We start from the raw sequence: 23,866 nt of genomic DNA, 5'->3' as shown, positions 1-23,866 counted from the left end.
GGATTCACCCGACAAGCCGCCCATCGAACTCCGCCATGGCATCCAGCATCGCCTCGCGGAAATACGCCAGCGAAGGCCGATCAAACAGGATCTGCAACCTCGGCACCCCCTCACTGGCCACATTCACCACCATCACGTTGATCCGCGCCGCCGATGTCTGCGCCACGGCACCGACCGGAAACGCCTGTGCACGCAGGTCAACGCCACACAGCTTGGCCATCACCGCGCTGCAATGCTGCCCCGACAACTGCAGCCAGGCATGGCTGTCCTGGCGCGGCAGCAGGTAGTTGCGCTGGGCATCCTGCACCCAGTCGGCCTCTTGCGCGGCCACCCTCGCGCCCTGGTCGCTGAGGCTGCCCAACAGCAGGTACTCACTGGCCGACAGGCGCGCCACCCAGCCACCGTCGTCCTGGCGCAGCGCCTGGTTAGGCAGCGATGGCAAATGGTAACCGTGCGCTTGCAGGTAGCCCGCGCTGTCGCTGCCCCTAAAACCGACCCGCGGCAAATCGGTGAGGTCGGTCAACGCGCAGGTCTGCGGGCCGTTTGAGAGGAATGCTTGCGTGTTCAAGTTGGTCATGGCTCAGCGTTCCTGGCGCAGGTTGTCGGGGTCGTGGAAGGGCAGTTGCACCACCTTGGCATTGACCATCACCCCGCCCTCGACGCGGATCGGGATGTGCATGCCAGGCGTGGCCTGATGGGCGCCGGCGTAGGCCAGGCCGATGATCTGCCCGAGGATTTGCGAGTACTCGCAGGAGGTGACGTTGCCGCTGATGTCCGGGCCGTCCAGCACCAGGTGGCCTTCCAGTGGCTGCGGGCTGCCCTTGGGCAGGGTGAAGCCGACCAGCTTGCGCTTGAGCGGCTGCGCTTCAAGGATCTCGATCGAACGTTTGCCGACGAAAAACGGCTTCTTGCGGCCGATTGCCCATTGCATGTCGATCTCGGCCGGGTGGGTCATGCCGTCGGTGTCCTGGCTGATGATCACATGGCCCTTTTCCAGGCGCAGCAGGCGCTGAGCCTCGACGCCGAAGGGGCGGATACCCAGCCCGGCGCCGGCCTGCATCAACGCGTCCCACAGGCGTTCGGCATGGCGCGCCGGCACATGCACCTCATAGCCCAGCTCGCCAACGAAACCGACCCGCAAGATGCGCGCCGCGATGCCGGCCACCTTGCCCAGGCGCACGCCCAGGTAAGGGAAGGCCTCGGCCGAAAGATCCACACCCTCGCACACCGTTGCCAACACCTGGCGCGACAGCGGGCCTGCCAGGTTGACGGCGGCCAGGGCGGCGGTGACGTTGGTGATGTCCACGTCCAGCCGCCACTGCGCGTTCCACTTGAGCATCTGCTGGTAGATGCGGTCGACGCCACTGGTGGTGGCGGTGACGTAGAAATGCTGCTCGCTCAGGCGGGCGCACACGCCATCATCGATCACCACGCCATGCTCGTTGGTCATCAGCGCATAGCGAGTGCGGCCGATGGCCAGCTTGGCAAAGCCGAAGGTGTACAGGCGTTCGAGCAGTTCGGCGGCGTCGTGGCCGCGCACGTCGAGGCCGCCCAAGGTGGAGACGTCGATCAGGCCGACCTTCTCGCGCACATGGCGGGCTTCTTCCTGCATGCAGCGTTCGCGCTCGTCGGGTTTGCCGTAGTAGGCAGGGCGCTGCCAGATGCCGGCGGGCATCATCTTCGCGCCCGCCGCCACATGGCGGCGGTGCATCGGCGTCTGCCGGTACGGGTCGAAGGCACGGCCGGCGACATGCGCCAGCTTCTCGGCCTGAAAGGGTGGCCGGGCGGTGGTCACGCCGGTTTCGCTGATGCTGCGCCCGGTGGCCTGGGCCACCAGGCGCGCGGTGGGCAGCGCCGAATGCCGGCCCTGGGACGGGCCCATGCCTACCGTGGAGAAACGCTTGACCAGTTGCACGTCGCGGTAGCCACTGCGGGTGGCGTTGACGATATCGCGCACCTGCAAGTCTTCATCGAAATCGACGAAGTCCTTGCCCTTGGGGTGCGGGAAGATCGGCCAGGGGAAGTTGACCTTGGCCTCGGGGCCGAAAGCCTTCAGCGCGGGCGCTGGCAGGCCCAGCGCCGCGACCGCCTCGGCAGCGGCGCGGGTCGCGTCGGCGAGCACGTTGTCCAGGTGATGCCGGCCATTCACCGACCCTGCGATAGCCAGACCGACTGGCAAGTTGCTGAGGCTGAAGGCATCACGGTCGACGTCGTATGCCAGCTTGCCGCCTGCCTGGCACAGCAGTTGATACACCGGCATGTAGCCGGCCGACATGCACAGCAGGTCGCAGGCCAGGCGCAGGCCTTGCGTACCCACCTTGCCTTGGCCGGTGATGGGGCGGATGTCGACGCCGCTGACATGGCGCATGCCCTTGCCGTGCAGGGCTTCATAAACGGTGCTGCCCAGGTGCAGAGGGATGTCGCGGCGCTTGAGCTCGCTGGCCAATGCGGCGTCTGCCGGCGCCGCGCGCATGTCCACCAGGGCGGCGACGGCCACGCCTTGATCTTGCAGGTCGAGGGCCGCCAGGTAGCCGTCGTCGTGGCCGGTGAGGACCACCGCACGCTGCCCCGGCTTGACCGCGTACAACTTCATCAGCCGTTGCGCGGCGCTGGTCAGCATGATCCCAGGCAGGTCGTTGTTGCGGAACACCACCGGCTGGTCGAACGCACCGGCCGTGACCAGGCAGCGAGTGGCACGCACCTTGTACAGGCGTGTGTGCTGGATCACCGGCAGGTAGTTGTCGGTGAACCAGCCGTTGCAGGTGGCCTGCAGCAGCACCTGGATGTTCGGGTGGGCCTCGACGGCATCGAGCAATGCCTGGCGCAGGCGGGTGGCGCGGGTGCCGGCAATGTCGAAGCGGGCGTAGGTGAGCGAACCGCCCAGCACGGGCTGCTGCTCGATCAGCAGCACCTTGGCCCCGGCAGAGGCCGCGTCCAGCGCCGCGCGCAGGCCAGCAGGGCCGCCGCCGATCACGGCCACGTCGACAAACAGGTAAGCCTTGTCGTGGTACTGCGGTTTGAAGCCCAGGTCGAGCACGCCAAGGCCGGCTTTCTTGCGGATCAGCGGCTCCCAGACCTTCCACATGCCTTTGGGCTTGTAGAACGACCGGTAATAGAAGCCAACCGGCATGAACCGCGAAAACTTGCCCAGGTAGGCGTCACGATCGTGCTCCAGGCTATCGTTGAAGTTCTGGCCTGCGACCACCTGGCCATCACGGGCCGCCTCCATATCGGCCAGCACGTTGGGTTCGTCGGGCAGTTGCACCAAGGTGTTGGCATCTTGCCCGGCCAGGCTCAGCGGGCCACGCGGGCGGTGGTACTTGAACGAGCGCGACAGCAGCCAGCGGCCACTGCCGAGCAGTGCGCTGGCGATGCTGTCGCCCGCAAAGCCCTGGCAGGCCTGGCCATCGAAGATAAAGCGCAGCGGCCGCTCGCGGTCGATCAAAAGGCCCATGGGGGCGGGGAGGCGAGTGAGGCTGTTCATCCGGCTATCTCCGGGTTGGCGGCTGGGGTGAACTCGACACGGCGGTCGAAGATTTCGTTTGGGTCGAAGGTGCGCAGCACCTGGTCGCTGACCGTGTGGCGCTCGGCCAGGAACCAGTAGCTGGAAGCGTTGTGCAGCCACCATTCGGTGACCACGCCGGCAAGGTTGTCGCTGTTGAACACGTAGTCGGCCCATTCGACGTCGCTGCAACGGGCCGGGTCGGGCATTAGCTTGAACTCGCCGCCGTAGGTGAATTCGCTGATGTTGCGCGGGCCGTTCAAGGGGCAGGTGAGGATCTTCATCGTGCGTTCCTCTAGTGGCTGGCCGCCGTGGCGCCCATCTCGTTGACTTGCTGGAAGCGGCTGAAGCGCTCCAGGGCGAACGGCGCGATCATCTCTGGCACCTTGCCGCCACTGGCGACCAGCTCGGCCATGGTCTTTCCGCAGATGGGCGTGGCCTTGAAGCCCCAGGTACCCCAGCCGGCGTCCAGGTAGTAGTTGTCGACCGGCGACAGGCCCATGATCGGGCTGTAGTCCGGGGTCATGTCGGTGCTCCCGGCCCATTGGCGCATCAGCTTGGCGTTGGCCATGAACGGGAACATCTCGATGGCGTGGGCCAGCAGGCTTTCCTTGAGGTCGAGGGTGGAGCGGGTGTTGTACAGCGGGTAGGGGTCGGAGCCGCCGCCGAAGACGATTTCGCCACGGCTGGTCTGCTGCACGTAGCAGTGCAGCGCCGACGAGCTGACCAGCGGATCGAGAAACGGCTTGAACGGCTGAGTGACCATGGCCTGCAGCGGGTAGGTATGGATCGGCGCGCGGATGCCGGCCTTGGCCATCAATAGCGAACTGGCCCCGGCCACCGCCTGCACCACGCAACCGCACTGCACGGTGCCGCGGTTGGTCTTGACCGCCTCGATGCGCCCGTTGCGGATCAGCAGCTCCTGCACTTCGGTCAGCTGGTGGATCTGCACACCGCGCTTGGCCGCCTGCTTGGCATAGCCCCAGGCCACGGCGTCGTGGCGCGCGGTGGCGCCGTCGATATGCCACAGCCCAGCCAGCACCGGCAGGTGGCCGGGGTCGAGGTTGAGGCTCGGCACCAGCTCGCGAATCTGCTGGCGGTCGATCATCTCGGTACGCCCGCCGAAGTGCTTGTTGACCTCGGCCCGCTGGCGGAAGGCCCGCACGGTGGCGTCGGTGTGCGCCAGGGTGAGCTGGCCGCGCTCGGAGTACATGATGTTGAAGTCGAACTCGTTGGACAGGTTCTGGAACATCCGCACGGATTCTGCGTAGAAGCGCACGCCTTCGCTGGTGAGGTAGTTGGAGCGGATCACCGCCGTGTTGCGTGCGGTGTTGCCGCCGCCCAGGTAGGCCTTTTCCAGCACCGCGACATTGGTGATGCCGTGGTACTTGGCCAGGTAATAGGCGATGGCCAGCCCGTGGCCGCCGCCACCGATGATCACCACGTCGTAGTGCGGCTTGAGGTCGCAAGGGGGTGGCAGGTCGACCTCCACCGGGTAGTCGGCGCTCAGGCCGTATTTCAGCAGGGCGAAAGGCATGCGGTGCGCTCCTGGTGGGCGGCCTGTTGTTGCAGGTCGAGGGCGAGCAGGGTGTTTTTCATCAGGTAGGCGATGGTCATCGGGCCGACGCCGCCGGGCACCGGGGTGATGCCGGCGACCTGGGGCAAGGCGGCGGCAAAGTCGACATCGCCGACCAGGCGGCTGCGGCCGTGTTCATCGAAGCGGTTGATGCCCACGTCGATCACCACCACGCCGGGCTTGAGCCAGTCGGCACCGATCAACCTCGGCTTGCCGACCGCCGCGACGAGGATGTCGGCCTGGCGGCACAACGTTGGCAGGTCGTGGCTGCGCGAGTGCACCACGGTCACCGTGCAGTCGGCCTGCAACAGCAACGCGGCCATGGGTTTGCCGACGATGTTCGAGCGGCCGACCACCACCGCATGCTTGCCGCGCAGCTCACCGCAGGCATCGCGCAGCAGGCGCATGCAGCCACTGGGCGTGCAAGGGGTGAGCACATCGCGGCCCTGGGCCAGGCCGCCGACGTTTTCACTGTGAAAGCCATCCACGTCCTTGAGCGGGTTGATGGCCTGCAGTACGCGGTGTGCGTCGATATGCGCCGGCAGTGGCAACTGCACGAGGATGCCGTTGACCGCGCTGTCGCGGTTGAGCCGGTCTATGAGGGTCAGCAGTTGAGCCTGGGAGGTGTCGGCGGGCAGGCGATGTTCCAGCGAGTGGATGCCCACTTCCTCGGCACGCAGCACCTTGTTGCGCACATACACCTGGCTGGCGGCATCTGCCCCCACCAGCACAACGGCCAGGCCCGGTTGCACGCCGCCCTGACGCAAGGTCTGCACCTGCTCTCGGACTTCAGCCAATACCCGCGCGGCGGTGGCCTTGCCGTCGATCAGTTTGACGCTGAGGGTGGCGTTCATTTGAAGATCACCGTGCGGTCGTGGTTGAGGAACACCCGGTGCTCCAGGTGGTACTTCACCGCACGGGACAATGCGATGGTCTCGGTGTCACGACCGATCGCCACCAGGTTTTCGGGGGCGTAGGCGTGGTCCACGCGCTGCACTTCCTGCTCGATGATCGGGCCTTCGTCGAGGTCGCTGGTGACGTAGTGGGCGGTGGCACCGATCAGCTTGACGCCCCGCTGATAGGCCTGGTGATAGGGCTTGGCACCCTTGAAGCCGGGCAGGAACGAGTGGTGGATGTTGATTGCCCGGCCGGACAGCTGGCGGCACAGGTCGTCGGAGAGGATTTGCATGTAGCGCGCCAGTACCACCAGCTCGGTGCCGCTGTCCTCGACGATGCGCATCAGCGCGGCCTCCTGCTCGGCCTTGGTCTCCCTGGTCACCGGCAGGTAGACGAAACGGATGCCCTGGCGCTCGGCCATGGGGCGCAGGTCGAGGTGGTTGGAGACCACCGCGGTGATGTGCATGTCCAGCTCGCCCTTGGCGTGGCGGTAGAGCAGGTCGGACAGGCAGTGGTCGAACTTGCTGACCATCAGCAGCACGCGCATCGGGCGGGCGCTGCTGTGCAGGCTCCAGTCCATGTCGAAGCGCTGGGCAACGTCGGTGAAGCCCGCTTCCAGTTGCGCTGTGTCGCCGCTCACGCCGGTGTTGTAGCGGAACACGGCGCGCATGAAGAAGCGGCCATTGTCCTCGTCGTCGAACTGCGCCATCTCGCTGATGTAGCAGCCGTGCTCGGCCAGGTAGGTGGTCACTGCGGCGACGATGCCGGACACGGCCGGGCAGCTGACGCGCAGGATGAAATGATCGGGAGCGGGGTGCATGTCGGGGCCTCGTGGTGGAGTGGGGCAGGTCGGCACAAGGGCAAAGAGGTTCGCGGGGCGGCGAATATTGTTTCCTGTTAGGAATATTAATTTCCTTTAGGCGATTTATAGGCGAAGAGGTGGGTCGCGGTCTAGGGTTTTGTGAAACTTTTTATCCTGACAGGAAATTTTTTAAGGCTGCGTCCTCCCTGTCAGGGTGGGTGTACCTGCGAAGAGGCCGGCACGCGCTATGCTTGGCCCATGAGCACAGCACCCAGCCTTCGCCAACCTTGCCCCCCTGGTGTCTGTAACTGCGGCCGCGAGCACCTGGCCGAGCACCCGCCGGCGGCGCAGCGCATCCTCCTGCTTACCCGGCAGGAAGAAAAACGCCTGATCGAGCGGTTGGAAAACCTCAAGGACCTGGATGACCTGCAGCGGCTGCAGCAACGGATGTACGAGAACCTGGGTATTCGTGTGCGCATTGCGCCTGGGTTCAACGAGGTGCGGACCATGCGCGGGATCGTGATCGAGCTGGATGAGCAGCCGGGGTTGTGCCGCAAGACCCGGCAGTTGATACCGGCAGCGATTCGGCGGGGGTTGGAGCGTAATCCGCAGGTGGCTTATCGCTTGCTCGATGACCATGACCTGCTGCGGGGGGCTTGAAGGGGGGCCGGTGAATTGGCTGACAGGCGCTGCAAGGCCCAAGTCTTGCACCCCAAATCCCCCTAATTTTTCCGCACCACCCTACGTCTACTTAAGAGCCGCCCTACGCCCTACGCGTATCGGCCTCTATCACTCAAGGAGACAGGCAATGACTTCCGTTTTCGACCGCGACGATATCCAGTTCCAGGTAGTGGTCAACCACGAAGAGCAATACTCGATCTGGCCCGACTACAAGGCAATCCCCACTGGCTGGCGTGCAGTGGGCAAGAGCGGCCTGAAAAAAGACTGCCTGGCCTACATCGACGAAGTCTGGACCGACATGCGCCCGCTGAGCCTGCGCCAGAAGATGGCCGAAGCCGCAGCGCAGTGACCACGCTGAACCTGCTGTGCCTGCCGTACTCGGGGGCCAGCGCCATGGTCTACAGCCGCTGGCGGCGCAAGCTGCCAGCCTGGCTTCAGGTGCGGCCGGTGGAGCTGCCTGGGCGCGGCGCGCGCATGGGGGAAGCGCTGCAAACCGACATGCAGGCGCTTGCCCGGCAACTGGCAGGCGAACAGCGTTTGGCGGCCAGCGCGCCCTACGCACTGCTTGGCCATAGCCTGGGCGCGTTGCTGGCCTTCGAGCTGGCCCACGAGCTGCAGGCGCTGGGTTGTCCGCCGCCGTTGGCGTTGTTTGCCTGCGGCACCGCCGCCCCTACCCGGCGTGAAGACTATGACGGCAAGAACTGGCGCGACCCTAAAAGCGACGATGAGCTGATCAGCGAGTTGCGCGAACTCAACGGTACGCCAGAGGAAGTACTGGGCAACGCCGAGCTGATGAGCCTGACCTTGCCGATTCTGCGTGCCGATTTCTTGCTCTGCGGCCGTTATGCCTATCGTCAGCGGCCTGCGTTGCAGTGCCCGCTGCACGTGCTGGGTGGCGAGGATGACCGAGCCAGCGAGGAGCAACTGCTGGCCTGGCGCAAGGAAACCTTGGGGGACTTTTCGTTGGAAGTGTTCCCCGGCAGCCACTTCTTCATCCACGAACACGAGGACCGCGTACTCGGCGTGCTGGCCGCGTCGCTTGAGCCGCATCGGCTTTCTGCCTGATTGACGTCACCGCTTGCCTGGGGGAGGCTAGGCCTTTTCCCAGGCAAGGGGCAGACAATGCTGATCAATCCACACAAGGCCACGCTGCTGGTCGTCGACATCCAGGAAAAACTCATCGGCGCCATGAGCGACCCTGAGGGCACCCGCGCGCGGGCGCGCTGGTTGTTGGCGGCGACTGCCGAGCTGGAGCTGCCCACCGTGGTTTCCGAGCAGTACCCCAAAGGGCTTGGCCATACGTTGGCAGAGCTGATTGCTGCGTCGCCCGCTGCCGAGGTAGTGGAAAAAAGCCATTTTTCCTGTGTGGCCGCCGAGTGCCTGCCGGCCAGCCTGATAGCGCGTGAGCAGGTGATCGTCTGCGGCATGGAAACCCACGTTTGCGTGTTGCAGACCGTGCTCGGCCTGTTGGCGTTGGGCAAGCAGGTGTTCGTGGTCGAGGATGCCTGTGACAGCCGCACGGCCGCCAGCAAGGCTGCAGGCCTGGCGCGCATGCGCGCAGCCGGGGCGCACATCGTGACCCGCGAGATGGTGCTGTTCGAGCTGATGGGCAGTGCCAGCCATCCGCTGTTCCGCCATATCAGCAAGACCTACCTGGTCGGTGAGCAGCCCTGAACGCGCGGTTACTGGCGGCGGGGCTGATGGCCCTGGCGCTGCTGCAAGGCTGTGCCGGGCGCCGTGAAGAAGAACCAGAAGCGGACCCGGCCAAGGTGCGTGCGCAGTTGCTGCGGCTTTTACCCGCTCAGGCCAAGGACCGTGAGGGCTGGGCCAAGGACATTCAGCAGGCCTTCGAAGCCCAGCGCATTGCCCCCAGCAAGAGCAACTTGTGCGCGGTACTGGCGGTGACCGAGCAAGAGTCGACCTTCAATGCCGACCCGCAGGTGCCCAACCTGGGGCGTATTGCCCGTGACGAGATCGACCGCCGCGCCGCGCGCCTGCACATCCCGCGCTTGCTGGTCGACGGTGCACTGAAAACGCCGTCCGGCAACGGCCAAAGCTATCAGCAGCGGCTACTTGCGGTACGCAGCGAGAAGCAGCTGAGTGCACTGTTCGACGAAGTCATTGCCCGCCTGCCATTGGGCAAGACCTTGCTGGGCGGGCTCAACCCGGTGCACACCGGCGGGCCGATGCAGGTGAGCATCGAATTTGCCGAACAGCATGCCAAGGGTTACCCCTACACCTACGACGGCACGGTACGCCAGGAAGTGTTCAGCCGGCGTGGGGGCATGTATTTCGGGATTGCCCACCTGCTCGGCTACCCGGTGCATTACGACCGCCAGCTGTACCGTTTCGCAGATTTCAACGCAGGCTGGTACGCCAGCCGCAATGCGGCGTTCCAGGCTGCGCTGAGCAAGGTGGCGGGAGCCAACCTGGCCTTGGACGGGGACTTGATTGCCCCAGGCGCGATCATGCCAGGGAGCACCGAGCAGGCGGCGCGCAGGCTGGGGGTGAAGCTGGGGTTGCGCAACCCGCAGATTCGCAGCCAGCTGGAATTGGGCGACAGCCTGGCCTTTGAAGACAGCAAGCTGTACAGCGGGGTATTCGCCTTGGCGGATGCAGCGGCGGGTAAGCCGGTGCCGCGTGCGGTACTGCCTGGGATTCAGCTGAAGAGCCCGAAAATTACCCGCAAACTGACCACCGCGTGGTTCGCCGGCAGGGTGGATGAGCGTTATCAGCGGTGCATGAAGCGCTAGCGCTAAAACCTTGTGTAGGAGCGCCCTGCAAGGGCGCTCCTAGCACCAGGCGTCAGCTTTCGGTCAATGCTCCAACCACCTGCTCGACACTGGCCTTCAACCCTGCCACAGCATCATCGGCATCACTCTCCACCACCAACAGCGTCGCCCCAGAGGCCTTGATCACCTCGGCCACCGCGGCATCCGGCTGGCGGTGGTCGAGCACCAGCGCCACATCCTGATTCTTCAGGTTGTCCCCCAGCGCCTTGAGCGCCGCTTCATCCCACTTGCCCTCGGCCGGTAGCGCCTGCTCCACCACATCCAGGTTCAACCCGCTGGCCAGGTACCCCAAGCGCTCGGACAGGCTCACCACCGTAAGGTTGTCGACCTCGGCCAGTTGGGTCTGGCTGTTGGCCGTCAACTCCAGCAACTGGCGCTTGAGGCCTGCCAGGTTGCCTTGGATCTTCGCCTTGTCAGCCGGCGACAAGCGCTCAAGGTCATTGGCCACCACATCGGCCATGCGCCCGAGGTTGGTCGGATTGAGCCACGGGTACGCGCCGTAGGCATCGTCACCGGTCACTGCAATCCCCGGCAAGGCACCGTCCACCGGCCGCGCCGCATCGATTTCGACGATGCGGATGTTGCTGCGCCGGGCCATCGGGTATAGCGGGTCATCACGCCAGATCGAGCGTACGCCAATGACGGCGTCTGCCTGTTGCGCGGCCTTCTCCAGGGTGGCGCCGCCGCGGCCACTGAAGTAGGACGGCTGGCGGCTGGCCGGCAGGTTGGCAGGTGCGGCGCGCTTGAGTTGCACCGAGGTACCGTCGAGCAACGCCGTGGCCAGGCTGTGGGTGACGGGCAGGGTGGTCAGCACTTGCGTGGCGAAAGAGAGCGAGGGCAGGCCCGCTAGGGCCAGTGCCAAGGTCAGCTGTTTCAGGTTCATGCCGGGTTTCCTTGCAGGCGTGGAACGAGGGCGCGGGCCAGCGCGGCCAAGGCGAAGCAGATACCGGCCACCAGGATGATTGCCGCGCCCGAGGGCACCGGCAGGTCGTAGACGATTGGCAGCAGAATGCCGAGCAGGGTGCTCAGCGTGGCGATCAGCACCGAAATGAAGAAAAAGCCCTTCAGTGACTGGCTGACCAGGCGTGCGGCCGCCGCCGGTATCACCAGCAGCGCGCCGACCAGAATCGCCCCGATCACCTTCACCGAAGCCACAGTGACCAGCGTTACCAGCACCACGAACAGGTAGTCCAGGGTCTTTACCGCTACCCCGCGCACCGCCGCCAGTTGCGGGTTGAAACTGGCCAGCATGATGCGGTTGTACAGGGGCAAGGCCAGGGCCAGTACCAGCACCGCGACGATACCCAGCACCATAAGGTCCTGGGCACTGACGGTCAGTACCGAGCCGAACAGCACGTTCTCAAGGATATGCACGTTGATCTTGCCCGCCAGCATCAGCAGCAGGCTGGCGCCCAGGGCCAGGGACACCGACAGGAACACGCCGATCAGCGTATCCGGCGACAGCCCGGTGCGGTTGCGCAGGAAGTTGAGCAGGATGCCGAACAGCAGGCAGTAGCCGAACAGGCTGCCGTAGGGGCCGGTATAGGGCTCGCCCAGCAGGATGCCGATGGCCACGCCGGTGAGCGCGGCATGGCCGACCGCCTCGGAGAAGAAGGCAAAGCGCTTGACCACCACCAGGGTGCCCAGGCCGCCCAGCACCGGGCCGATCATCAGGCCGGCCAGCAGGGCATTGACCACGAAGCCGTAGGCCAGTGCCTCGGGCAGGTAGCCGGCGTTGGCCCATTCCTGGACCAGTTGGCGAAATGCTTCAAAACTCATCAGGCAAGGCTCTCGCTGCGCGGGTGAACGGAGAACAGGCTGAGCAGGCGCTCCGGGGTCAGGGCCTGTGCCGGTGGGGCGTCGAACAGTACCTGGCGGCTCAGGCCGGTGACCCGGTCGGCCAGGCGCAACACGGCTTGCAGGTCGTGCTCGATCCATAGCACGGTGGTGCCGGACTGGCGCCAACTGTGCAGCAGTTGTTCGAAGACCTGGATGCCCGCTTCATCGAGGGCCGACATGGGTTCATCCAGCACCAGCAGTTGCGGCTCGGGGATCAGGCCCTGGGCCAGTAGCACCCGTTGACGCTCACCGCCCGACAACGCGCCCATGCGCCGTTTGCGCTTGTCGAGCATGCCGACCCGCGCCAAGGCGGCATCGATGGCCGGTTGCACGCGGCGCGACAGCCCCAGAAAGGCCGGCCGGCGCTGGCACATCGCGGCCATGAAATCGTCCACGGTCATCGGCAGGCCCCGGTCGAACTCCAACGCCTGGGGTACATAGCCGATCACCTCAAGGGCGCTGGGCCAGTGCAAAGTCAACTGGCCTTGGTGGGGCATCTGCCCGAGCAGGGTCTTGATCAGCGAACTCTTGCCGCCGCCGTTGGGGCCGACGATCGCATGCACGCTGCCGGCCGCCACGTTGAAGCTGACCTGCTCAAGAATGCGGGTACGCCCGAGGGTCAGGTCGATGCCGGCGAATTCGATGCGCGGGCCACTGGGCGCGTCGAGGTGGGCGGCGGCGGTCATGCGCGGTTCTCCTGGATGGCGCGGACCACGGTATCGAGGTTGCGCTTCATCTCTACCTCGTACTTCTCCTTGGTGTAGTCGCCGTAGGAAATGTGCGTCAGCGGGTACAGGCGCACGCCCGACTCGCGCTGGATGGTTTCGACATAGGCGGACGGGAAGTCCATTTCCGAGAAGATCACCTTGACGTCCAGCGCCTTGAGCTGGTCGATGGTTTTTTTCAGCTGGGCCGGGCTGGGTTCGATGCCATGGGCCGGCTCGACCACCGCTGTGACCTCCAGGCCGAAGTCACGCACCAGGTAGTCGTAGGCCGCATGGATGGTCGCCACGCGGAAGGTGGCGCTGGGTGCTTCGGTGACCTTGGCCAGGGCTTCGGCACGCAGGGCACGCAGGCGCTTGGCATAGGCGCGGGCATTCTGCGTGTAGAGCTTGGCGTTGTCGGGGTCGAGCTTGCCCAGCTCCCGGGCAATGTTGTTGACTTGGGCGATGGTGGTGCTGATCGACAGGAACGTGTGCGGGTTGACCACCTTGCCGGCACCCCGGGCGGCGATACCGGTGGCGGCCAGCAAAGGCACGTTCTGGTTGGCTTCAATGGTGGCGATGCCGGGCTTTTCGCTGGCGGCAATCATGCGGTCGGCGAAATCATCATGGCCGACACCGTTGAGTACCACCACATCCAGCGTACCGATGCGTTTGATGTCTTCGGCCCGTGGTTCGTAGGCATGCGGGTTGAACCCCGCCGGAATCAGCGGCACCACTTCGGCCTTGTCGCCGACAATGTTGCTCACGTAGCTGTAATACGGGTGCAGGGTAATGCCGATGCGCAACGGCTTGCCGTTATCGGCCAGGGCCATTGCCGGCAGGGCAAGGGCCAGAAGCAGGGCGAGGGCGGAGCGGAACATGGGGAAGTCCTTGGGTTCAGTGACGGTGTTCGCGGGTGACCCCGGCGTCGTAGTGGCTGACCACCTGTTGCCAGCCGGCGGCGATCAGGGCGGCGTGGCCCAGGTCATCCGGCGTGACGGCAGCGCTGTCGCGGCGTAGCCAGACATCTGCCTGGCCGCTGCTGTCGCCCGGCAGGATCAGCAGCAGGCTGCCCGCTACCTGCGGGGCCTGGCTGCGGCCCAGGTAGGCGCCGGTTTCCAGCCATGACCACTGGTGGCTACCGCGGCTCTGGCTGCCTGCGTCGACCACGAAGGGTGGCAGGCCTTCGTCGGCCAGGGCTTGCACACTGGGCACGGCGGCGGTTTCTTCACGCAGCAGCTGGATCTCGTCGAAGGCCACGCGCAGGTCGGTGTAAAGCCCCTGTTCAGCGGCGGTGAGGTCGCGGCGGGCGTCGATCTGGTGGCTGGCGATGGCCTGCTCGTCCTCGCGTTCGCCGCGCAGCATCACCACGGTAGCGGCAAGAATCACGATCAGCAGGCTGACCAGCAGCACGTACAGGGTTTCGTGCCCAGCGCCAGCCGGGCGTACGACCTGGGCACGGCTCATGGTAGGCGTGCTCATGGTTGGCCAATGTCGGCGTAGTCGACTTCGACAACGTGCCCAGGGCCGGCATCGAACAGCACGTAGAACTCACCGTCGGGGCGCTTGAAGGTGAGGGTCGAGTCGTCGCCGAGCTTGCCGCCAACCAGCACCTGCTCGTCGTAGCCGATCACATCCAGGGTCACCCCAGGGGCGCCGCTGCCATCCGAGAAGCCGCCGGTGCATTTGACCTGGCCGCTGGCGACCTCTTCGCATTCGCACATCGGGTTGTGTGCCAGGGCGGGGCCGGCGGCCAGCACCAGCAAGGGCAGGGCGAGCTTGCGCATCAGGTGTTTCATTTCTTGCCTCCTTGTTTTTCGAGCCACGCCACGGTGGCGGGCGAAGCCTTGGCCAGTGGCACTGAAGCTTGGTGCATGCTGCCGTCCCAGCCTTCGAGGGTGATCCAGATTTGTGCATCAGGCTGAGTGCGTGGCGGTATCGGCAGGTTGGTGCCCATGCGATACGGTGCGCCGAAGAAGATGGTGCCAGCGGCGCGCAGGCTGCGCGGTTTGCCAATGCGCAGGTAGACCGCCTTGACGTCATTGATGCACGCCTTGCACAGCGAGGCATTGAACGACTTGAAGTGGCCCGCCGGGCCGTCGGCGCGTGGCGCCTCGTCGCGCATTTCGGCCAGGTCCAGGCTGTAGGGGCCGACCTGGATGTCGCTGATCACGTTCACCCCAAGCCCCGCGTCGCCGCGAAACAGCTTGGCGTCGGCGAAGTACTTGGGCATGAACCCCAGCGGGATGAGGATCAGCAGGATGTTCAGGTGAAAGCGCCACTTCAGCCACCACTGTTTGAGCGGGCTGGCGGGCAGGGTCTGGGCCTGGCTCATGGGCGGATCTCCACGGTGGTTTCACGGCTTGCCACGCGTGGCGCACGCTCGCTGCGCTTGAGGGCGGCGGCGGTCGCCTGGGCGGTGCGTTTGGTCCAGATCAGCAGGCCGCTGAATACCATCAGGGTGAGGACCAGGCCGAAGAAGAACCAGATCAGCTTGATCGGCAGGCCGCCAAAGTCGCCGGTGTGCAGGGGGCGCATGGACTCGGTGACAAACTCCAGGGCAGAGCGGTCGCTGATCAAGAACTGGCTGTCGACGGTGCGGGTGTAGGGGTTGACGGCGGCGGACTGGAACATCAGCGGGTACCAGCCGCGGCCACCCAGGGTGACATGGCTGTAGGCAGTAGCAGGCAGTGAGACGGAGCTGATCTCCAGGCCCGGGATCGCCAAGCCGGCGATGCGCGCCGCTTCATCCACATCAATGCGCGGCGCCTGGCTACCATCGGCTGTTTGCGGCACATCCTCACGGGCGATGACCGGCACGATAGGTCGGCTGGAGATGCTGATGTTGTTGTCGAACAGGATCGCCTGGATCAGGAACCAGGTACCGGTAATGGAAATGACCGCAATGAACCAGATCGACCAGACCCCGGCCAGCCGGTGCAGGTCGCCCCAGAAGATACGCGAACCATGGCCGGTGCGCACTGGCTTGAAGAAGCCCTTCCAGAATTTCTTGTAGACCACCAGGCCCGTGACCAGCGAGGCCAGCATCGGCAGGCCGAGGATCGAGACGAGGTACCAACCCCAACTGAAACCATTGGTGAAGGGCACCAGCCACCAGCCATGCAAGGCGCGGGTGAAGCCTTCGAAGTTGAAGTCCGGGCTCTTGCCCTGGATGGCCCCGGTGTAGGGGTTGACGTAGAGCGTTGGGCTGGTGCCGTCAGGGAAGGTCACATCGGCGGTCAGCGCGAAGTGCGAACCATCCGGCTGCCTGAGCGACTCCACGGCCATGTCCGGCTCGGCCTTGTGCAAAGCGTCGAGCACCTGCTGATAACTCAAGCGTTCGGCATCGCCGTCAGGCTTGCTGGCGCGCACGTCCGGGTTGGCCAGCCAGACGATTTCCTGGCTGACCACGGCGAGCATGCCGGTAAAACAGACGATCAGCACAAAGAACCAGATCGGTAGGGCGAGCCAGCTGTGGACCAGGAACCACAGCTTGGATTTGGATTTTTTCGGTGATTTGGCCATCTGATCGTCTTCTGAAATGTGTAGTCGAGCTTATGCCCAACCTAGAGGGCTGCACCTATAAAGACGAATGAGAATGGAAATCCTGCCGTTTTAAATGCAAGCAAATGTTTCAGAAGGCGTAAGCCGGCCTTCGCGCGAGGCGTCAGGCCGGCTTGAAGAGGCGGGCAATCAGGCGCGGGTCAAGGCGACAGCCGGCTGCGAACGGCCGTTCAGGCGCGACAGGTCCTGGTACAGCGACTGGCCGATTTCGGCCGCGCGGGAGGGCAGCACCGAGAGCAAGGTATCGCTCAGGCCGTGGCTGTTTTCGCAGAAGCCTTGCAGGTAAACCGAGGCCTGCAGGTCTGGGCTGGCCAGGACCCGATAGTTGCGGTCGACGCTGAAGTCGTCCAGGAAGCCCGCCAGCGGCGCCAGCAGGTCGCGGTGCGAGCGACGCTCGTAGCCGGTGGCCAGGATCACGGCGTCATAGCGGTGGGTCTGCTGCTGGCCGGTGGCCAGGTCGCGCAGGGTCAGTTCCAGGCCTTCACGGGTGGCCACCACCGCTTCTACCTGGCGTCGGCACAGCACGTTGTGGCGGAACTGGTGCGCGACCTTCTGGCGATAGAGGATGCCGTAGATGCGCTCGATCAAGTTCAGGTCGACCACCGAGTAGTTGGTGTTGTGGTACTCGCCCAACAGCTTGCTGCGTTGATCGGCCGGCTCGTTGTAGACCAGGTCGGTGTAGCCCGGCGAGAAGATCTCGTTGACGAACGGGCTGTCGTCGGCCGGCTTGAGGGCCGAGCCACGCAGAATCATGTCGACCTTGACCGACGGGTAACTGTCGTTGAGGTCGATGAACGCCTCGGCGGCGCTCTGGCCGGAGCCGATCACCGCGATGCGCATCGGCTTGCCTTCGGTGCACGGCAGCTTGTTCAGGCTGCTCAGGTATTGGGAGTGGTGGAAGACGCGCGGGTCGTCCTTGAACGCGCCGAATTTTTCCGGGATTTTCGGCGTGCCGCCGCTGCCGACCACCACCGAGCGGGTGCGGCGGCTGTATTCGCGGCCCTGCTGGTCACGCGATACCAGGCGCAGGTGTTCGACCCGGCCGGCATTCACCTCGGGTTCGATGCGCACCACTTCCTCGCCATACACCGCCTGGGTGGCGAAGTGCTCTGCGGCCCAGCGCAGGTAGTCGTTGTACTCCAGGCGGCAGGGGTAGAAGGTGCCGAGGTTGATGAAGTCGGCCAGTCGCTGCTTCTGGTGCAGGTAGTTGACGAAGCTGTAGGGGCTGGTCGGGTTGCGCAGGGAAACCAAGTCCTTGAGGAACGAAATCTGCAGCTCGCTCTGGGTGGCCAGGGTTTCGCCGTGCCAGCGGTAGTCTTTCTGCTTGTCGATGAACAGCGCGTCCAGGGCGTGGCCCTGGGACTGAGCGAGTTCTTCCAGGGCGATGGCCAAGGCCAGGTTGGAAGGGCCGAAGCCCACGCCGATCAGATCTTTGATTGTTTCCTGGTGTGAGGACTGGCTCATGGCTGCGATTCCCTGAATGGTCGAATGTGGACGCCCGCCGGGGCTCCGGCTCCTGCGCAAGTACATTTCTTGGAACGAGCCAGGCAGGGGGGAATTTAAGCGGGCTAAAGAACTGCATGGGGCGGCCGATAGGGGGGTTACGGTAAGGACCTATCTTTCAGGCAGGGAATCGACATGAGCGGGATAACGGCAAGCAACCTGATGATCAACGGCGTCTCGGCGCAGACGCTGAGTGCCAATGCAGCCACCGAACGCGCGCAGGCACAAGAGGCCGGTGAGGCACTGGGACCCTTGAGCATCAGTAGCGACAGCATGAAGATTTCCGGGGCTGGGCAGGCGCAATCCACGGAGACTGACAACGGCGACTCGGACACCGTGAAGGAGCTGCGTCAGCTGATCAAGGACCTGCAAAAGCAACTGGTCGAGGAGCAGAAGCAGCTGGCCGCGCTGCAGAACAGCAAGATGGACGAAACTGCCAAGGCGGCTGCTGTGGGCGCCAAGCAGGCAAGCATCGCCACCCTCAACGGGCAGATCATGGCTGCCACGGCGCAGTTGCTGGAGCTGCTGCAGCAAGAGGGTGGCAGCAGCGCGGGCGGCATGGTCAGCGGCACGGCCTAGCAGGCCGTGCAGCCTTGGGTTATGGCGGTTACTCGGACGCCAGGCGGCCCTTGACCTGCCGATCGGCCTTGTACTGCATGGCCACTGCCGGCGCTGGCTTGGCTGCCCCGGTTTCCAGCCACTGACGCATGCGGCTGGCATCGGCGAAGTGGGTGTATTTGCCGAACGCATCGAGGATCACCATGGCCACCGGGCGGTTGTCCATTCGGGTCAGCAGCACCAGGCAATGGCCAGCTTCATTGGTGAAGCCGGTCTTGGTCAGCTTGATGTCCCAGTTGCTCTTGTTCACCAGGTGGTCGGTGTTACGGAAGCCCAGGGTGTAATTAGGCTTGCGGAACGCCACGGTCTTCTCGCGGGTGGTCGACAGCTCGCTCAGCATCGGATACTTGCGCGACGCCATCAGCAGCTTGGACAGGTCGCGGGCAGTGGACACGTTCAGCGTCGACAGGCCAGTCGGCTCGACATAGCGGGTGTGCGCCATGCCCAGGCTACGCGCCTTGGCATTCATGGCCTTGATGAACGCCGGGTAACCGCCCGGGTAATGGTTGGCCAGGGTGTTGGCGGCGCGGTTCTCCGAAGACATCAACGTGATCAGCAACGTTTCATGGCGGTCCAGTTGGCTGCCCAGGCGCACGCGCGAATACACGCCTTTCATCTCCGGGTTGTTGGCGATGGTCATGGTGAGCATTTCGTTCATCGGCAGCTTGGCGTCCAGCACCACCATCGCCGTCATCAGTTTGGTGACCGAAGCGATAGGGACCACGCGATCGGCATGGCTCGAATACAGTTCCCGGTTGGTATTCAGGTCGATCAGCAGCGCGCTGCCAGAGGCCAGGTGCAATTTGGCCGGGTCGCGTTGCACCTGGGTCGGGGGTTGTGCAGCAGCAGTCGACGGGAGGGTCGCGGTACCTGTGAGCAACAGCAGCAGGCTGAGGATAGACAGGGATGTTTTCACGTTGAGGCTCACTAAAGGTTGGTATGTCGTTGGCTGTGCAAGGGTTTTCCCCCAAAAACCGCTGCATTCTGGAGTATGGCTGAATTGCTGTCGAATGCCTTATGACTAAAGGGCGCTACGTGAACGAAATTTAATCCTGTACCCATCCTGTACCCATTACCCTCGTTTCAAGCGTGGCCAACTCGGAGCCATCACCGGTCGCATTCCGTCACTTCGCAGAGGTGGGATGGAGATGATCCGCGCGTCAACGCAGAGGGCAGTGTCCAGTCAGCCCTGTCCCGTTGCTGCAACAGCCGGAAGTTGGCCGAAATGCTTTCGACCAGGTCCGCATCACTGACCGGGTCCAGTCCCAGGTAAGGCTTGCCGTGATAATCCCCGTCATGGGTCAACACCGCTTCGACACGTTCGTCACTGGCCTTGTACAGCGCCTTCATCAACTGGGCTTCCCGGTCCTTGCTGGCGTTGCCGTGCAGCGCATAGTGAATGGCCAGCGCCGCCCCGAACGCCAGCGCAGGCGTCTGAATGCCATGCTTGCGCGCCAGGTCGATACTGCTGAGGATGCGCTCGTTACGCTGCAATTTACGCATCGGATCGCGCCCGACCCGCACGCAAGGGTCCTTGAACGACGTTTTGCACCGTTCGAGGAACGCATTGGCAAAGCTGCTGACAACCTCTGACATCTGCGGGTACTCGGCCATCAATGCCGGCGCCACTTCCTGGTGAATGAGACGCTCTGCCAGCGCACTGACACGGGCGTCCCCCATCCCCTGGCCAACCCAGGTATGCCCCAGCAGGCTGGCATACCAGGCGATGATTGCATGCGGCCCATTCCACAAACGGTTCTTGATGATCTGGATCTGGGTAATGTCCGCGACCGTTTTCACCTGGCGCAGCCGCTCCAGCAAATCACTGCCACGCTCCACGTACAGCGGCATGTCGGGCTCGCTGTTGAACAGGATCAGGTGCAACTGGCTCATGGCGCTGCTGGACTGCGCAAAAGGCCTGAAGTGCCCGATCAGCCGTTCGTACTCAGGGGCCGGCGTGGCGGGTTTGCGGGTGACCGTCGGCTCGTCCTCCAGGCTGTTCCTGAAGATCTGCGACTTGATGCGCAACTGCCGAACCAGCGCGTCATTGCTGATCTTGGAAACGATGCGGCTGACTACCGTTTCGGCGAAGTGGGTCTTTTCCAGCACCTGCTTGCACACCTGTGGCGTGCACAGCAATGCCAACTGCGCTTGCACCTGGCGCCGGACGAACGCTGCACCGCCGATCTTGTTCAACACGATCAGGAGCGTCAGCTCGCGCCCCCTGCGTTCGAAGCGTCGCAGCAAGCCCTTGGCAATGGCCCTGGCCTGATGATGGATTGCCTGTTCGGGCAGACTCATGCCGACCACTTCGGCGGCGTTGTACATCTCGATCACCGCCTCCTCGTCGTCCATGTCGATCATGCGCACATTGTCGATGGTCTGGTCGAACGCGCTGGCGCCGTAGCGCACGCTGTAGCGGCCGAACGCAGCGACTGATTCCCGGAGCATGCGTGAACGGGTCGCAGCAATGATTTCACAGGGACGCGTGTAGCCGTCCCAATGGGACAACACCTGGGTCAGGTAGCCTCCACCGATAGCGCCGAAGCCGTGGATGCCGACACGGAACTGGTTCAGTGAAGCAGGGAACGAATCGTCGAGCGCCGGCATGCCCAAGTCGGGCACGCACTCGCTCAAGTCGGCGAGGAAGGCGTGCATGCCAGGGTAGGCTTTAAGCGCGCCGGCCTTGACCTCGGGCGCGGGCGGCTTGATGTCTTCGATCAGGATTGCCTGGCCCTCGGCGCGGATCGCCGAGAGCAAGCCGTTTTCCGAGTCCTCGACCATGAAGCACTGGCTGGGTTGGCAATTGAGCGCGCGGGCGGCGCGCAGAAAGATTTCTGGGTGGGGTTTGCCTTGACTGACTTCGTCGCCGCAGACGGTGATGTCGAAGTACTTGAGCACGTTGGCATTGATCAGGTACTCCTCGGCGATGGCACGTCGGCTGGAAGTGGCGACCGCCAGGGTCAGGCCGGACTTGCGCAGGCGCTCCAGCACCTCGAGCAGGCCGGCCTTGATCGGCACGCCATGGTTGCGCACGTGCTCCAGTTCGAGCTCGTCGGCGCGCTGGCGGATCTGCGCATAAGGGAAGTCATCGCCGTTGTGGGCCTTGGCGAGGGCCTCGGCCCTTTTCGCGCTCAGGCCCAGCGAGCCGATCAGTGTCTGCTCGCTCAAGGCTTTGCCGAAGATTTCCAGCGAAGCCTGTTTCAGCGTTCTGAAACGTAGGCGCTCGGTGTCGAACATCGTGCCATCCATGTCGAAGATGGCGCTGTGAATTTTCTTGCCCTGAAACATGATCATTGGGTGTTGCCCCTTTTCTTGCGTGAAACATCCCACCTTCAGTCACTGAATGGCGAGTGCGGTATGACGGCGCATGGGCGGTCAGGTAGGGGGCAGGCGATCAACAGGGGCGCGCTCGGGGTCGACCCAGAGGTAGGGCGGGACGGCGCGGGGTGTGCAGAGGAGGGCGGTAAGCTTTGCGGCCAGGCGGGCGCCTGGTTTGCCGTTGACGTCACGCCCACTGGCTGCAGCTTGGCTTGCAGGCAATGGGCGCACGTAGCGATGGATACGTGTGATTCCAAGCATAAGGTGCTTATCTTCCTTTTTGGTGGCTGACGTTCCTTTTTTACCCTTGCACGTATGCGCTGGCACATGCAAGGCGTCAGCAACAATCGTTCGGTTACCGCACACGGTGATGGCAGCTAGCCGCCATCACCCTTTCTCCCGACAAGCACATAGCAGCCCCACTTCCCCAGCATTCCGTGAAGAAAAAAAAGGCCCGCCAAAAGGCGGGCCGCAAAAGGGAGAGGGAGCAACGCACAACACGTTCAGGTCAAGCGACCAGGGTACCTGGCTGCAACTGCTCAGCCAGGGCTTGGGCCGAGGCGCGGGTCAGCAGGGGGCCGCTCACGGGCTCGCCGTTGCGCACCAGGTACCAGCACGCCAGCTGGCCCTGCTGACGCAGTGAAGGGGGGACGGCGCTGCCAACAACGGACATGATCTGGATAGTGGCCATGGGGACCTCCTGTGGAACATGGCCCTACCTTACGCAGCAGCCTCGGTGGTTTGAAATCAACTTGCTCGATAGTGGTCATTAGTTTTATCAACGATCACCAGCGTGGCGAGCGCGATCACGCCCGCCATAAACGTTGTGTAAGGGACGACAAGCGGCTGCGTCTGATACGCTGAAAAAACGATTCAGTTCTGAAAAAGGAGCAGGTTATGTCGACGACTCCCAGCAGAGACACGCAGCTGTGCATCTCCCTGGCCGGCCGGCCCGGTACCTTCGGCGTGCGTTTCCATAACCACCTGTATCAGCAGTTGGGCCTGGACTTCTACTACAAGGCCATGAGCACCGACGACCTGCCGGCGGCGGTGGCGGGCATTCGTGCTCTAGGGATTCGCGGGTGTGGGGTGTCGATGCCCTACAAGGAGGCCTGCATGGCCCTGGTCGATGAGGTTGACCCCTCCGCCGCTGCCATCGAGTCGGTCAACACGCTGGTCAATACCGGCGGCCATCTGAAGGCGTACAACACCGATTACCTGGCGGTGCGTCAATTGCTGGAGCAGCATCAGGTCGACTCGGCCACCGCCTTTGCCCTGCGCGGGAGTGGCGGCATGGCTAAGGCGGTGGCCAGCGCCCTGCGTGATGCGGGCTTCAACGAGGGCATGATCGTGGCGCGCAACGAGCAGGCTGGGCGGCAACTGGCGGATGTCTGTGGTTATCGGTGGGTTGCCGAACTCGGTGACCTGTGCCCGCCGATGCTGGTGAACGTGACACCCATTGGCATGGCCGGTGGGCCGGAGGCCGACGTGCTGGCGTTTTCCGAGAACGCCATTGCAGCGGCAGAGCGGGTATTCGATGTGGTGGCGATGCCGGCGCAGACGCCCTTGATCAAGCGGGCGCAGGCGTTGGGCAAGCCGGTGATCACAGGCCTGGAGGTGATTGCATTGCAGGCACTGGAGCAGTTCGTGCTGTATACCGACGTGCGGCCGACACGTGAGCAGGTTGAAGCTGCTGTGGTATATGCCAGGGATATCTAGGTCGTCTTGACCGGCCTCTTCGCGGGTAGCCGCGAAGGGGCCAGCACCGGTTAGCAATCAGTCAGAACGCCTTGTGGCCCTTGTCCAACTGCTGATCCACCAAGGCACGCCCATGCGCCAGTGACACGTGTTGGGCGTTCTCAAGGTCCGAGAAGAACTTCATCGGCATGGGGATGCGCCTGCTGGTATGCCCTTCAGGGTCGGTGATCAGGCACCCGGCGGCGTAGGGTAGGGGGGAGTCGGGGTGGGGCATCACGCTGGCGGTGATGGTGTACTTGCGGTGTTCACAGTGAAGAGATTGCATCGTCCTTACCTCGCTGTGCTTATGAAACCGTTACTTTCATATAC

General features: G+C 64.0%; 26 protein-coding genes. 7 read left to right on the top strand and 19 right to left on the bottom strand.

The window, feature by feature from the left end:
- Positions 1-4: 4 nt before the first annotated feature.
- From HU770_RS04495 to purU, 6 genes are read right to left on the bottom strand one after another with little or no spacing between them, the layout of a single operon-like run.
- Positions 5-577 (bottom strand): sarcosine oxidase, encoded by a 573-nt coding sequence (locus tag HU770_RS04495; RefSeq protein WP_186654832.1) that lies wholly within the window; start codon positions 575-577, stop codon positions 5-7.
- A 3-nt stretch (positions 578-580) separates the two neighbouring features.
- Entirely contained in the window at positions 581-3,484 is a 2,904-nt protein-coding gene (locus HU770_RS04490; protein WP_186663143.1) for a 2Fe-2S iron-sulfur cluster-binding protein, read from the bottom strand.
- Positions 3,481-3,786 carry a sarcosine oxidase subunit delta gene (locus HU770_RS04485; protein ID WP_033698890.1) on the bottom strand — a complete coding sequence of 102 codons (306 nt, stop codon included), beginning with the start codon at positions 3,784-3,786 and terminating at the stop codon, positions 3,481-3,483. The genes HU770_RS04490 and HU770_RS04485 overlap by 4 nt, the downstream gene beginning before the upstream one ends.
- Positions 3,787-3,797: 11 nt before the next feature.
- Complete coding sequence (locus HU770_RS04480; protein ID WP_033698889.1) at positions 3,798-5,039, bottom strand: FAD-dependent oxidoreductase; 1,242 nt, start codon at positions 5,037-5,039, stop codon at positions 3,798-3,800.
- The gene (gene folD / locus HU770_RS04475) at positions 5,021-5,932 is read right to left on the bottom strand and encodes a bifunctional methylenetetrahydrofolate dehydrogenase/methenyltetrahydrofolate cyclohydrolase FolD (protein WP_186663142.1); all 912 of its coding nucleotides are present in this window, start codon (positions 5,930-5,932) and stop codon (positions 5,021-5,023) included. The genes HU770_RS04480 and folD overlap by 19 nt, the downstream gene beginning before the upstream one ends.
- Positions 5,929-6,795, bottom strand: coding sequence for a formyltetrahydrofolate deformylase (purU, locus tag HU770_RS04470; RefSeq protein ID WP_033698887.1), 867 nt, complete (start codon positions 6,793-6,795; stop codon positions 5,929-5,931). The genes folD and purU overlap by 4 nt, the downstream gene beginning before the upstream one ends.
- A 240-nt stretch (positions 6,796-7,035) precedes the next feature.
- Here purU and HU770_RS04465 point away from each other — a divergent pair, with 240 nt between their 5' ends.
- The 5 genes from HU770_RS04465 (at position 7,036) to HU770_RS04445 (ending at position 10,211) form a co-directional block, all read left to right on the top strand.
- Entirely contained in the window at positions 7,036-7,437 is a 402-nt protein-coding gene (locus tag HU770_RS04465; protein ID WP_186663141.1) for a hypothetical protein, read from the top strand.
- Between the two features lie 148 nt (positions 7,438-7,585).
- A complete protein-coding gene (locus HU770_RS04460; RefSeq protein ID WP_033698884.1) occupies positions 7,586-7,807 on the top strand; it encodes an MbtH family protein in 222 nt (73 codons plus the stop codon).
- Complete coding sequence (locus HU770_RS04455; protein ID WP_186663140.1) at positions 7,804-8,523, top strand: alpha/beta fold hydrolase; 720 nt, start codon at positions 7,804-7,806, stop codon at positions 8,521-8,523. Before HU770_RS04460 ends, HU770_RS04455 begins: the two co-directional genes overlap by 4 nt.
- 57 nt (positions 8,524-8,580) lie before the next feature.
- Positions 8,581-9,132 carry a hydrolase gene (locus HU770_RS04450; RefSeq protein WP_186663139.1) on the top strand — a complete coding sequence of 184 codons (552 nt, stop codon included), beginning with the start codon at positions 8,581-8,583 and terminating at the stop codon, positions 9,130-9,132.
- Between the two features lie 26 nt (positions 9,133-9,158).
- Entirely contained in the window at positions 9,159-10,211 is a 1,053-nt protein-coding gene (locus HU770_RS04445) for a DUF1615 domain-containing protein (RefSeq protein WP_186654818.1), read from the top strand.
- Between the two features lie 52 nt (positions 10,212-10,263).
- Here the strand turns inward: HU770_RS04445 and HU770_RS04440 are convergent, their stop codons facing one another.
- From HU770_RS04440 to HU770_RS04400, 9 genes are all read right to left on the bottom strand, one after another.
- On the bottom strand, positions 10,264-11,133 hold the full coding sequence (locus HU770_RS04440) for a zinc ABC transporter substrate-binding protein (protein ID WP_033698876.1): 870 nt from the start codon (positions 11,131-11,133) through the stop codon (positions 10,264-10,266).
- Complete coding sequence (locus HU770_RS04435; protein ID WP_033698874.1) at positions 11,130-12,029, bottom strand: metal ABC transporter permease; 900 nt, start codon at positions 12,027-12,029, stop codon at positions 11,130-11,132. Before HU770_RS04435 ends, HU770_RS04440 begins: the two co-directional genes overlap by 4 nt.
- Positions 12,029-12,775, bottom strand: coding sequence for a metal ABC transporter ATP-binding protein (locus tag HU770_RS04430; RefSeq protein WP_047581000.1), 747 nt, complete (start codon positions 12,773-12,775; stop codon positions 12,029-12,031). Before HU770_RS04430 ends, HU770_RS04435 begins: the two co-directional genes overlap by 1 nt.
- A complete protein-coding gene (locus HU770_RS04425; protein ID WP_033698871.1) occupies positions 12,772-13,674 on the bottom strand; it encodes a metal ABC transporter substrate-binding protein in 903 nt (300 codons plus the stop codon). The genes HU770_RS04430 and HU770_RS04425 overlap by 4 nt, the downstream gene beginning before the upstream one ends.
- A 16-nt stretch (positions 13,675-13,690) precedes the next feature.
- Positions 13,691-14,260, bottom strand: a complete 570-nt coding sequence (locus HU770_RS04420) for a DUF6162 family protein (protein WP_033698869.1) — start codon at positions 14,258-14,260, stop codon at positions 13,691-13,693.
- 11 nt (positions 14,261-14,271) lie between these two features.
- Positions 14,272-14,592, bottom strand: coding sequence for a hypothetical protein (locus tag HU770_RS04415; protein WP_033698867.1), 321 nt, complete (start codon positions 14,590-14,592; stop codon positions 14,272-14,274).
- Positions 14,589-15,128, bottom strand: coding sequence for a hypothetical protein (locus HU770_RS04410; RefSeq protein ID WP_033698866.1), 540 nt, complete (start codon positions 15,126-15,128; stop codon positions 14,589-14,591). Before HU770_RS04410 ends, HU770_RS04415 begins: the two co-directional genes overlap by 4 nt.
- The gene (locus HU770_RS04405) at positions 15,125-16,318 is read right to left on the bottom strand and encodes a PepSY domain-containing protein (RefSeq protein WP_047580997.1); all 1,194 of its coding nucleotides are present in this window, start codon (positions 16,316-16,318) and stop codon (positions 15,125-15,127) included. The genes HU770_RS04410 and HU770_RS04405 overlap by 4 nt, the downstream gene beginning before the upstream one ends.
- A 168-nt stretch (positions 16,319-16,486) precedes the next feature.
- Positions 16,487-17,821 (bottom strand): SidA/IucD/PvdA family monooxygenase, encoded by a 1,335-nt coding sequence (locus HU770_RS04400; RefSeq protein ID WP_033698863.1) that lies wholly within the window; start codon positions 17,819-17,821, stop codon positions 16,487-16,489.
- Between the two features lie 174 nt (positions 17,822-17,995).
- Between HU770_RS04400 and HU770_RS04395 the strand changes: the two genes are divergently transcribed.
- A complete protein-coding gene (locus tag HU770_RS04395; RefSeq protein WP_186663138.1) occupies positions 17,996-18,439 on the top strand; it encodes a hypothetical protein in 444 nt (147 codons plus the stop codon).
- 28 nt (positions 18,440-18,467) lie between these two features.
- On the opposite strand, the gene pbpG is transcribed toward HU770_RS04395, so the two are convergent.
- The 3 genes from pbpG to HU770_RS04380 form a co-directional block, all read right to left on the bottom strand.
- Entirely contained in the window at positions 18,468-19,394 is a 927-nt protein-coding gene (pbpG, locus tag HU770_RS04390) for a D-alanyl-D-alanine endopeptidase (protein WP_033698861.1), read from the bottom strand.
- A gap of 191 nt (positions 19,395-19,585) precedes the next feature.
- A complete protein-coding gene (locus HU770_RS04385; protein ID WP_186661287.1) occupies positions 19,586-21,775 on the bottom strand; it encodes an HAD family hydrolase in 2,190 nt (729 codons plus the stop codon).
- Between the two features lie 532 nt (positions 21,776-22,307).
- Entirely contained in the window at positions 22,308-22,490 is a 183-nt protein-coding gene (locus HU770_RS04380; protein WP_033698857.1) for a hypothetical protein, read from the bottom strand.
- Positions 22,491-22,696: 206 nt separating this feature from the next.
- On the opposite strand from HU770_RS04380, the gene HU770_RS04375 reads away from it, so the two are divergent.
- A complete protein-coding gene (locus HU770_RS04375) occupies positions 22,697-23,518 on the top strand; it encodes a shikimate 5-dehydrogenase (RefSeq protein ID WP_186663137.1) in 822 nt (273 codons plus the stop codon).
- 61 nt (positions 23,519-23,579) lie between these two features.
- Here HU770_RS04375 and HU770_RS04370 read toward each other — a convergent pair whose 3' ends face one another.
- Positions 23,580-23,822, bottom strand: a complete 243-nt coding sequence (locus tag HU770_RS04370; protein ID WP_186663136.1) for a hypothetical protein — start codon at positions 23,820-23,822, stop codon at positions 23,580-23,582.
- Between the last annotated feature and the right edge of the window lie 44 nt (positions 23,823-23,866).

The sequence above is a fragment of the Pseudomonas sp. SWRI68 genome (assembly GCF_014269165.1).
Lineage (GTDB): Bacteria > Pseudomonadota > Gammaproteobacteria > Pseudomonadales > Pseudomonadaceae > Aquipseudomonas > Aquipseudomonas capeferrum.
This window is presented reverse-complemented; position numbering and strand designations above follow the sequence as displayed.

Coding starts and splice junctions, on each gene's coding strand:
- HU770_RS04495 (WP_186654832.1), bottom strand. CDS start 577: ATGACCAACTTGAACACGCAAGCATTCCTCTCAAACGGCCCGCAGACC.
- HU770_RS04490 (WP_186663143.1), bottom strand. CDS start 3,484: ATGAACAGCCTCACTCGCCTCCCCGCCCCCATGGGCCTTTTGATCGAC.
- HU770_RS04485 (WP_033698890.1), bottom strand. CDS start 3,786: ATGAAGATCCTCACCTGCCCCTTGAACGGCCCGCGCAACATCAGCGAA.
- HU770_RS04480 (WP_033698889.1), bottom strand. CDS start 5,039: ATGCCTTTCGCCCTGCTGAAATACGGCCTGAGCGCCGACTACCCGGTG.
- folD (WP_186663142.1), bottom strand. CDS start 5,932: ATGAACGCCACCCTCAGCGTCAAACTGATCGACGGCAAGGCCACCGCC.
- purU (WP_033698887.1), bottom strand. CDS start 6,795: ATGCACCCCGCTCCCGATCATTTCATCCTGCGCGTCAGCTGCCCGGCC.
- HU770_RS04465 (WP_186663141.1), top strand. CDS start 7,036: ATGAGCACAGCACCCAGCCTTCGCCAACCTTGCCCCCCTGGTGTCTGT.
- HU770_RS04460 (WP_033698884.1), top strand. CDS start 7,586: ATGACTTCCGTTTTCGACCGCGACGATATCCAGTTCCAGGTAGTGGTC.
- HU770_RS04450 (WP_186663139.1), top strand. CDS start 8,581: ATGCTGATCAATCCACACAAGGCCACGCTGCTGGTCGTCGACATCCAG.
- HU770_RS04445 (WP_186654818.1), top strand. CDS start 9,159: ATGGCCCTGGCGCTGCTGCAAGGCTGTGCCGGGCGCCGTGAAGAAGAA.
- HU770_RS04440 (WP_033698876.1), bottom strand. CDS start 11,133: ATGAACCTGAAACAGCTGACCTTGGCACTGGCCCTAGCGGGCCTGCCC.
- HU770_RS04435 (WP_033698874.1), bottom strand. CDS start 12,029: ATGAGTTTTGAAGCATTTCGCCAACTGGTCCAGGAATGGGCCAACGCC.
- HU770_RS04430 (WP_047581000.1), bottom strand. CDS start 12,775: ATGACCGCCGCCGCCCACCTCGACGCGCCCAGTGGCCCGCGCATCGAA.
- HU770_RS04425 (WP_033698871.1), bottom strand. CDS start 13,674: ATGTTCCGCTCCGCCCTCGCCCTGCTTCTGGCCCTTGCCCTGCCGGCA.
- HU770_RS04420 (WP_033698869.1), bottom strand. CDS start 14,260: ATGAGCCGTGCCCAGGTCGTACGCCCGGCTGGCGCTGGGCACGAAACC.
- HU770_RS04415 (WP_033698867.1), bottom strand. CDS start 14,592: ATGAAACACCTGATGCGCAAGCTCGCCCTGCCCTTGCTGGTGCTGGCC.
- HU770_RS04410 (WP_033698866.1), bottom strand. CDS start 15,128: ATGAGCCAGGCCCAGACCCTGCCCGCCAGCCCGCTCAAACAGTGGTGG.
- HU770_RS04405 (WP_047580997.1), bottom strand. CDS start 16,318: ATGGCCAAATCACCGAAAAAATCCAAATCCAAGCTGTGGTTCCTGGTC.
- HU770_RS04400 (WP_033698863.1), bottom strand. CDS start 17,821: ATGAGCCAGTCCTCACACCAGGAAACAATCAAAGATCTGATCGGCGTG.
- HU770_RS04395 (WP_186663138.1), top strand. CDS start 17,996: ATGAGCGGGATAACGGCAAGCAACCTGATGATCAACGGCGTCTCGGCG.
- HU770_RS04385 (WP_186661287.1), bottom strand. CDS start 21,775: ATGATCATGTTTCAGGGCAAGAAAATTCACAGCGCCATCTTCGACATG.
- HU770_RS04380 (WP_033698857.1), bottom strand. CDS start 22,490: ATGGCCACTATCCAGATCATGTCCGTTGTTGGCAGCGCCGTCCCCCCT.
- HU770_RS04375 (WP_186663137.1), top strand. CDS start 22,697: ATGTCGACGACTCCCAGCAGAGACACGCAGCTGTGCATCTCCCTGGCC.
- HU770_RS04370 (WP_186663136.1), bottom strand. CDS start 23,822: ATGCAATCTCTTCACTGTGAACACCGCAAGTACACCATCACCGCCAGC.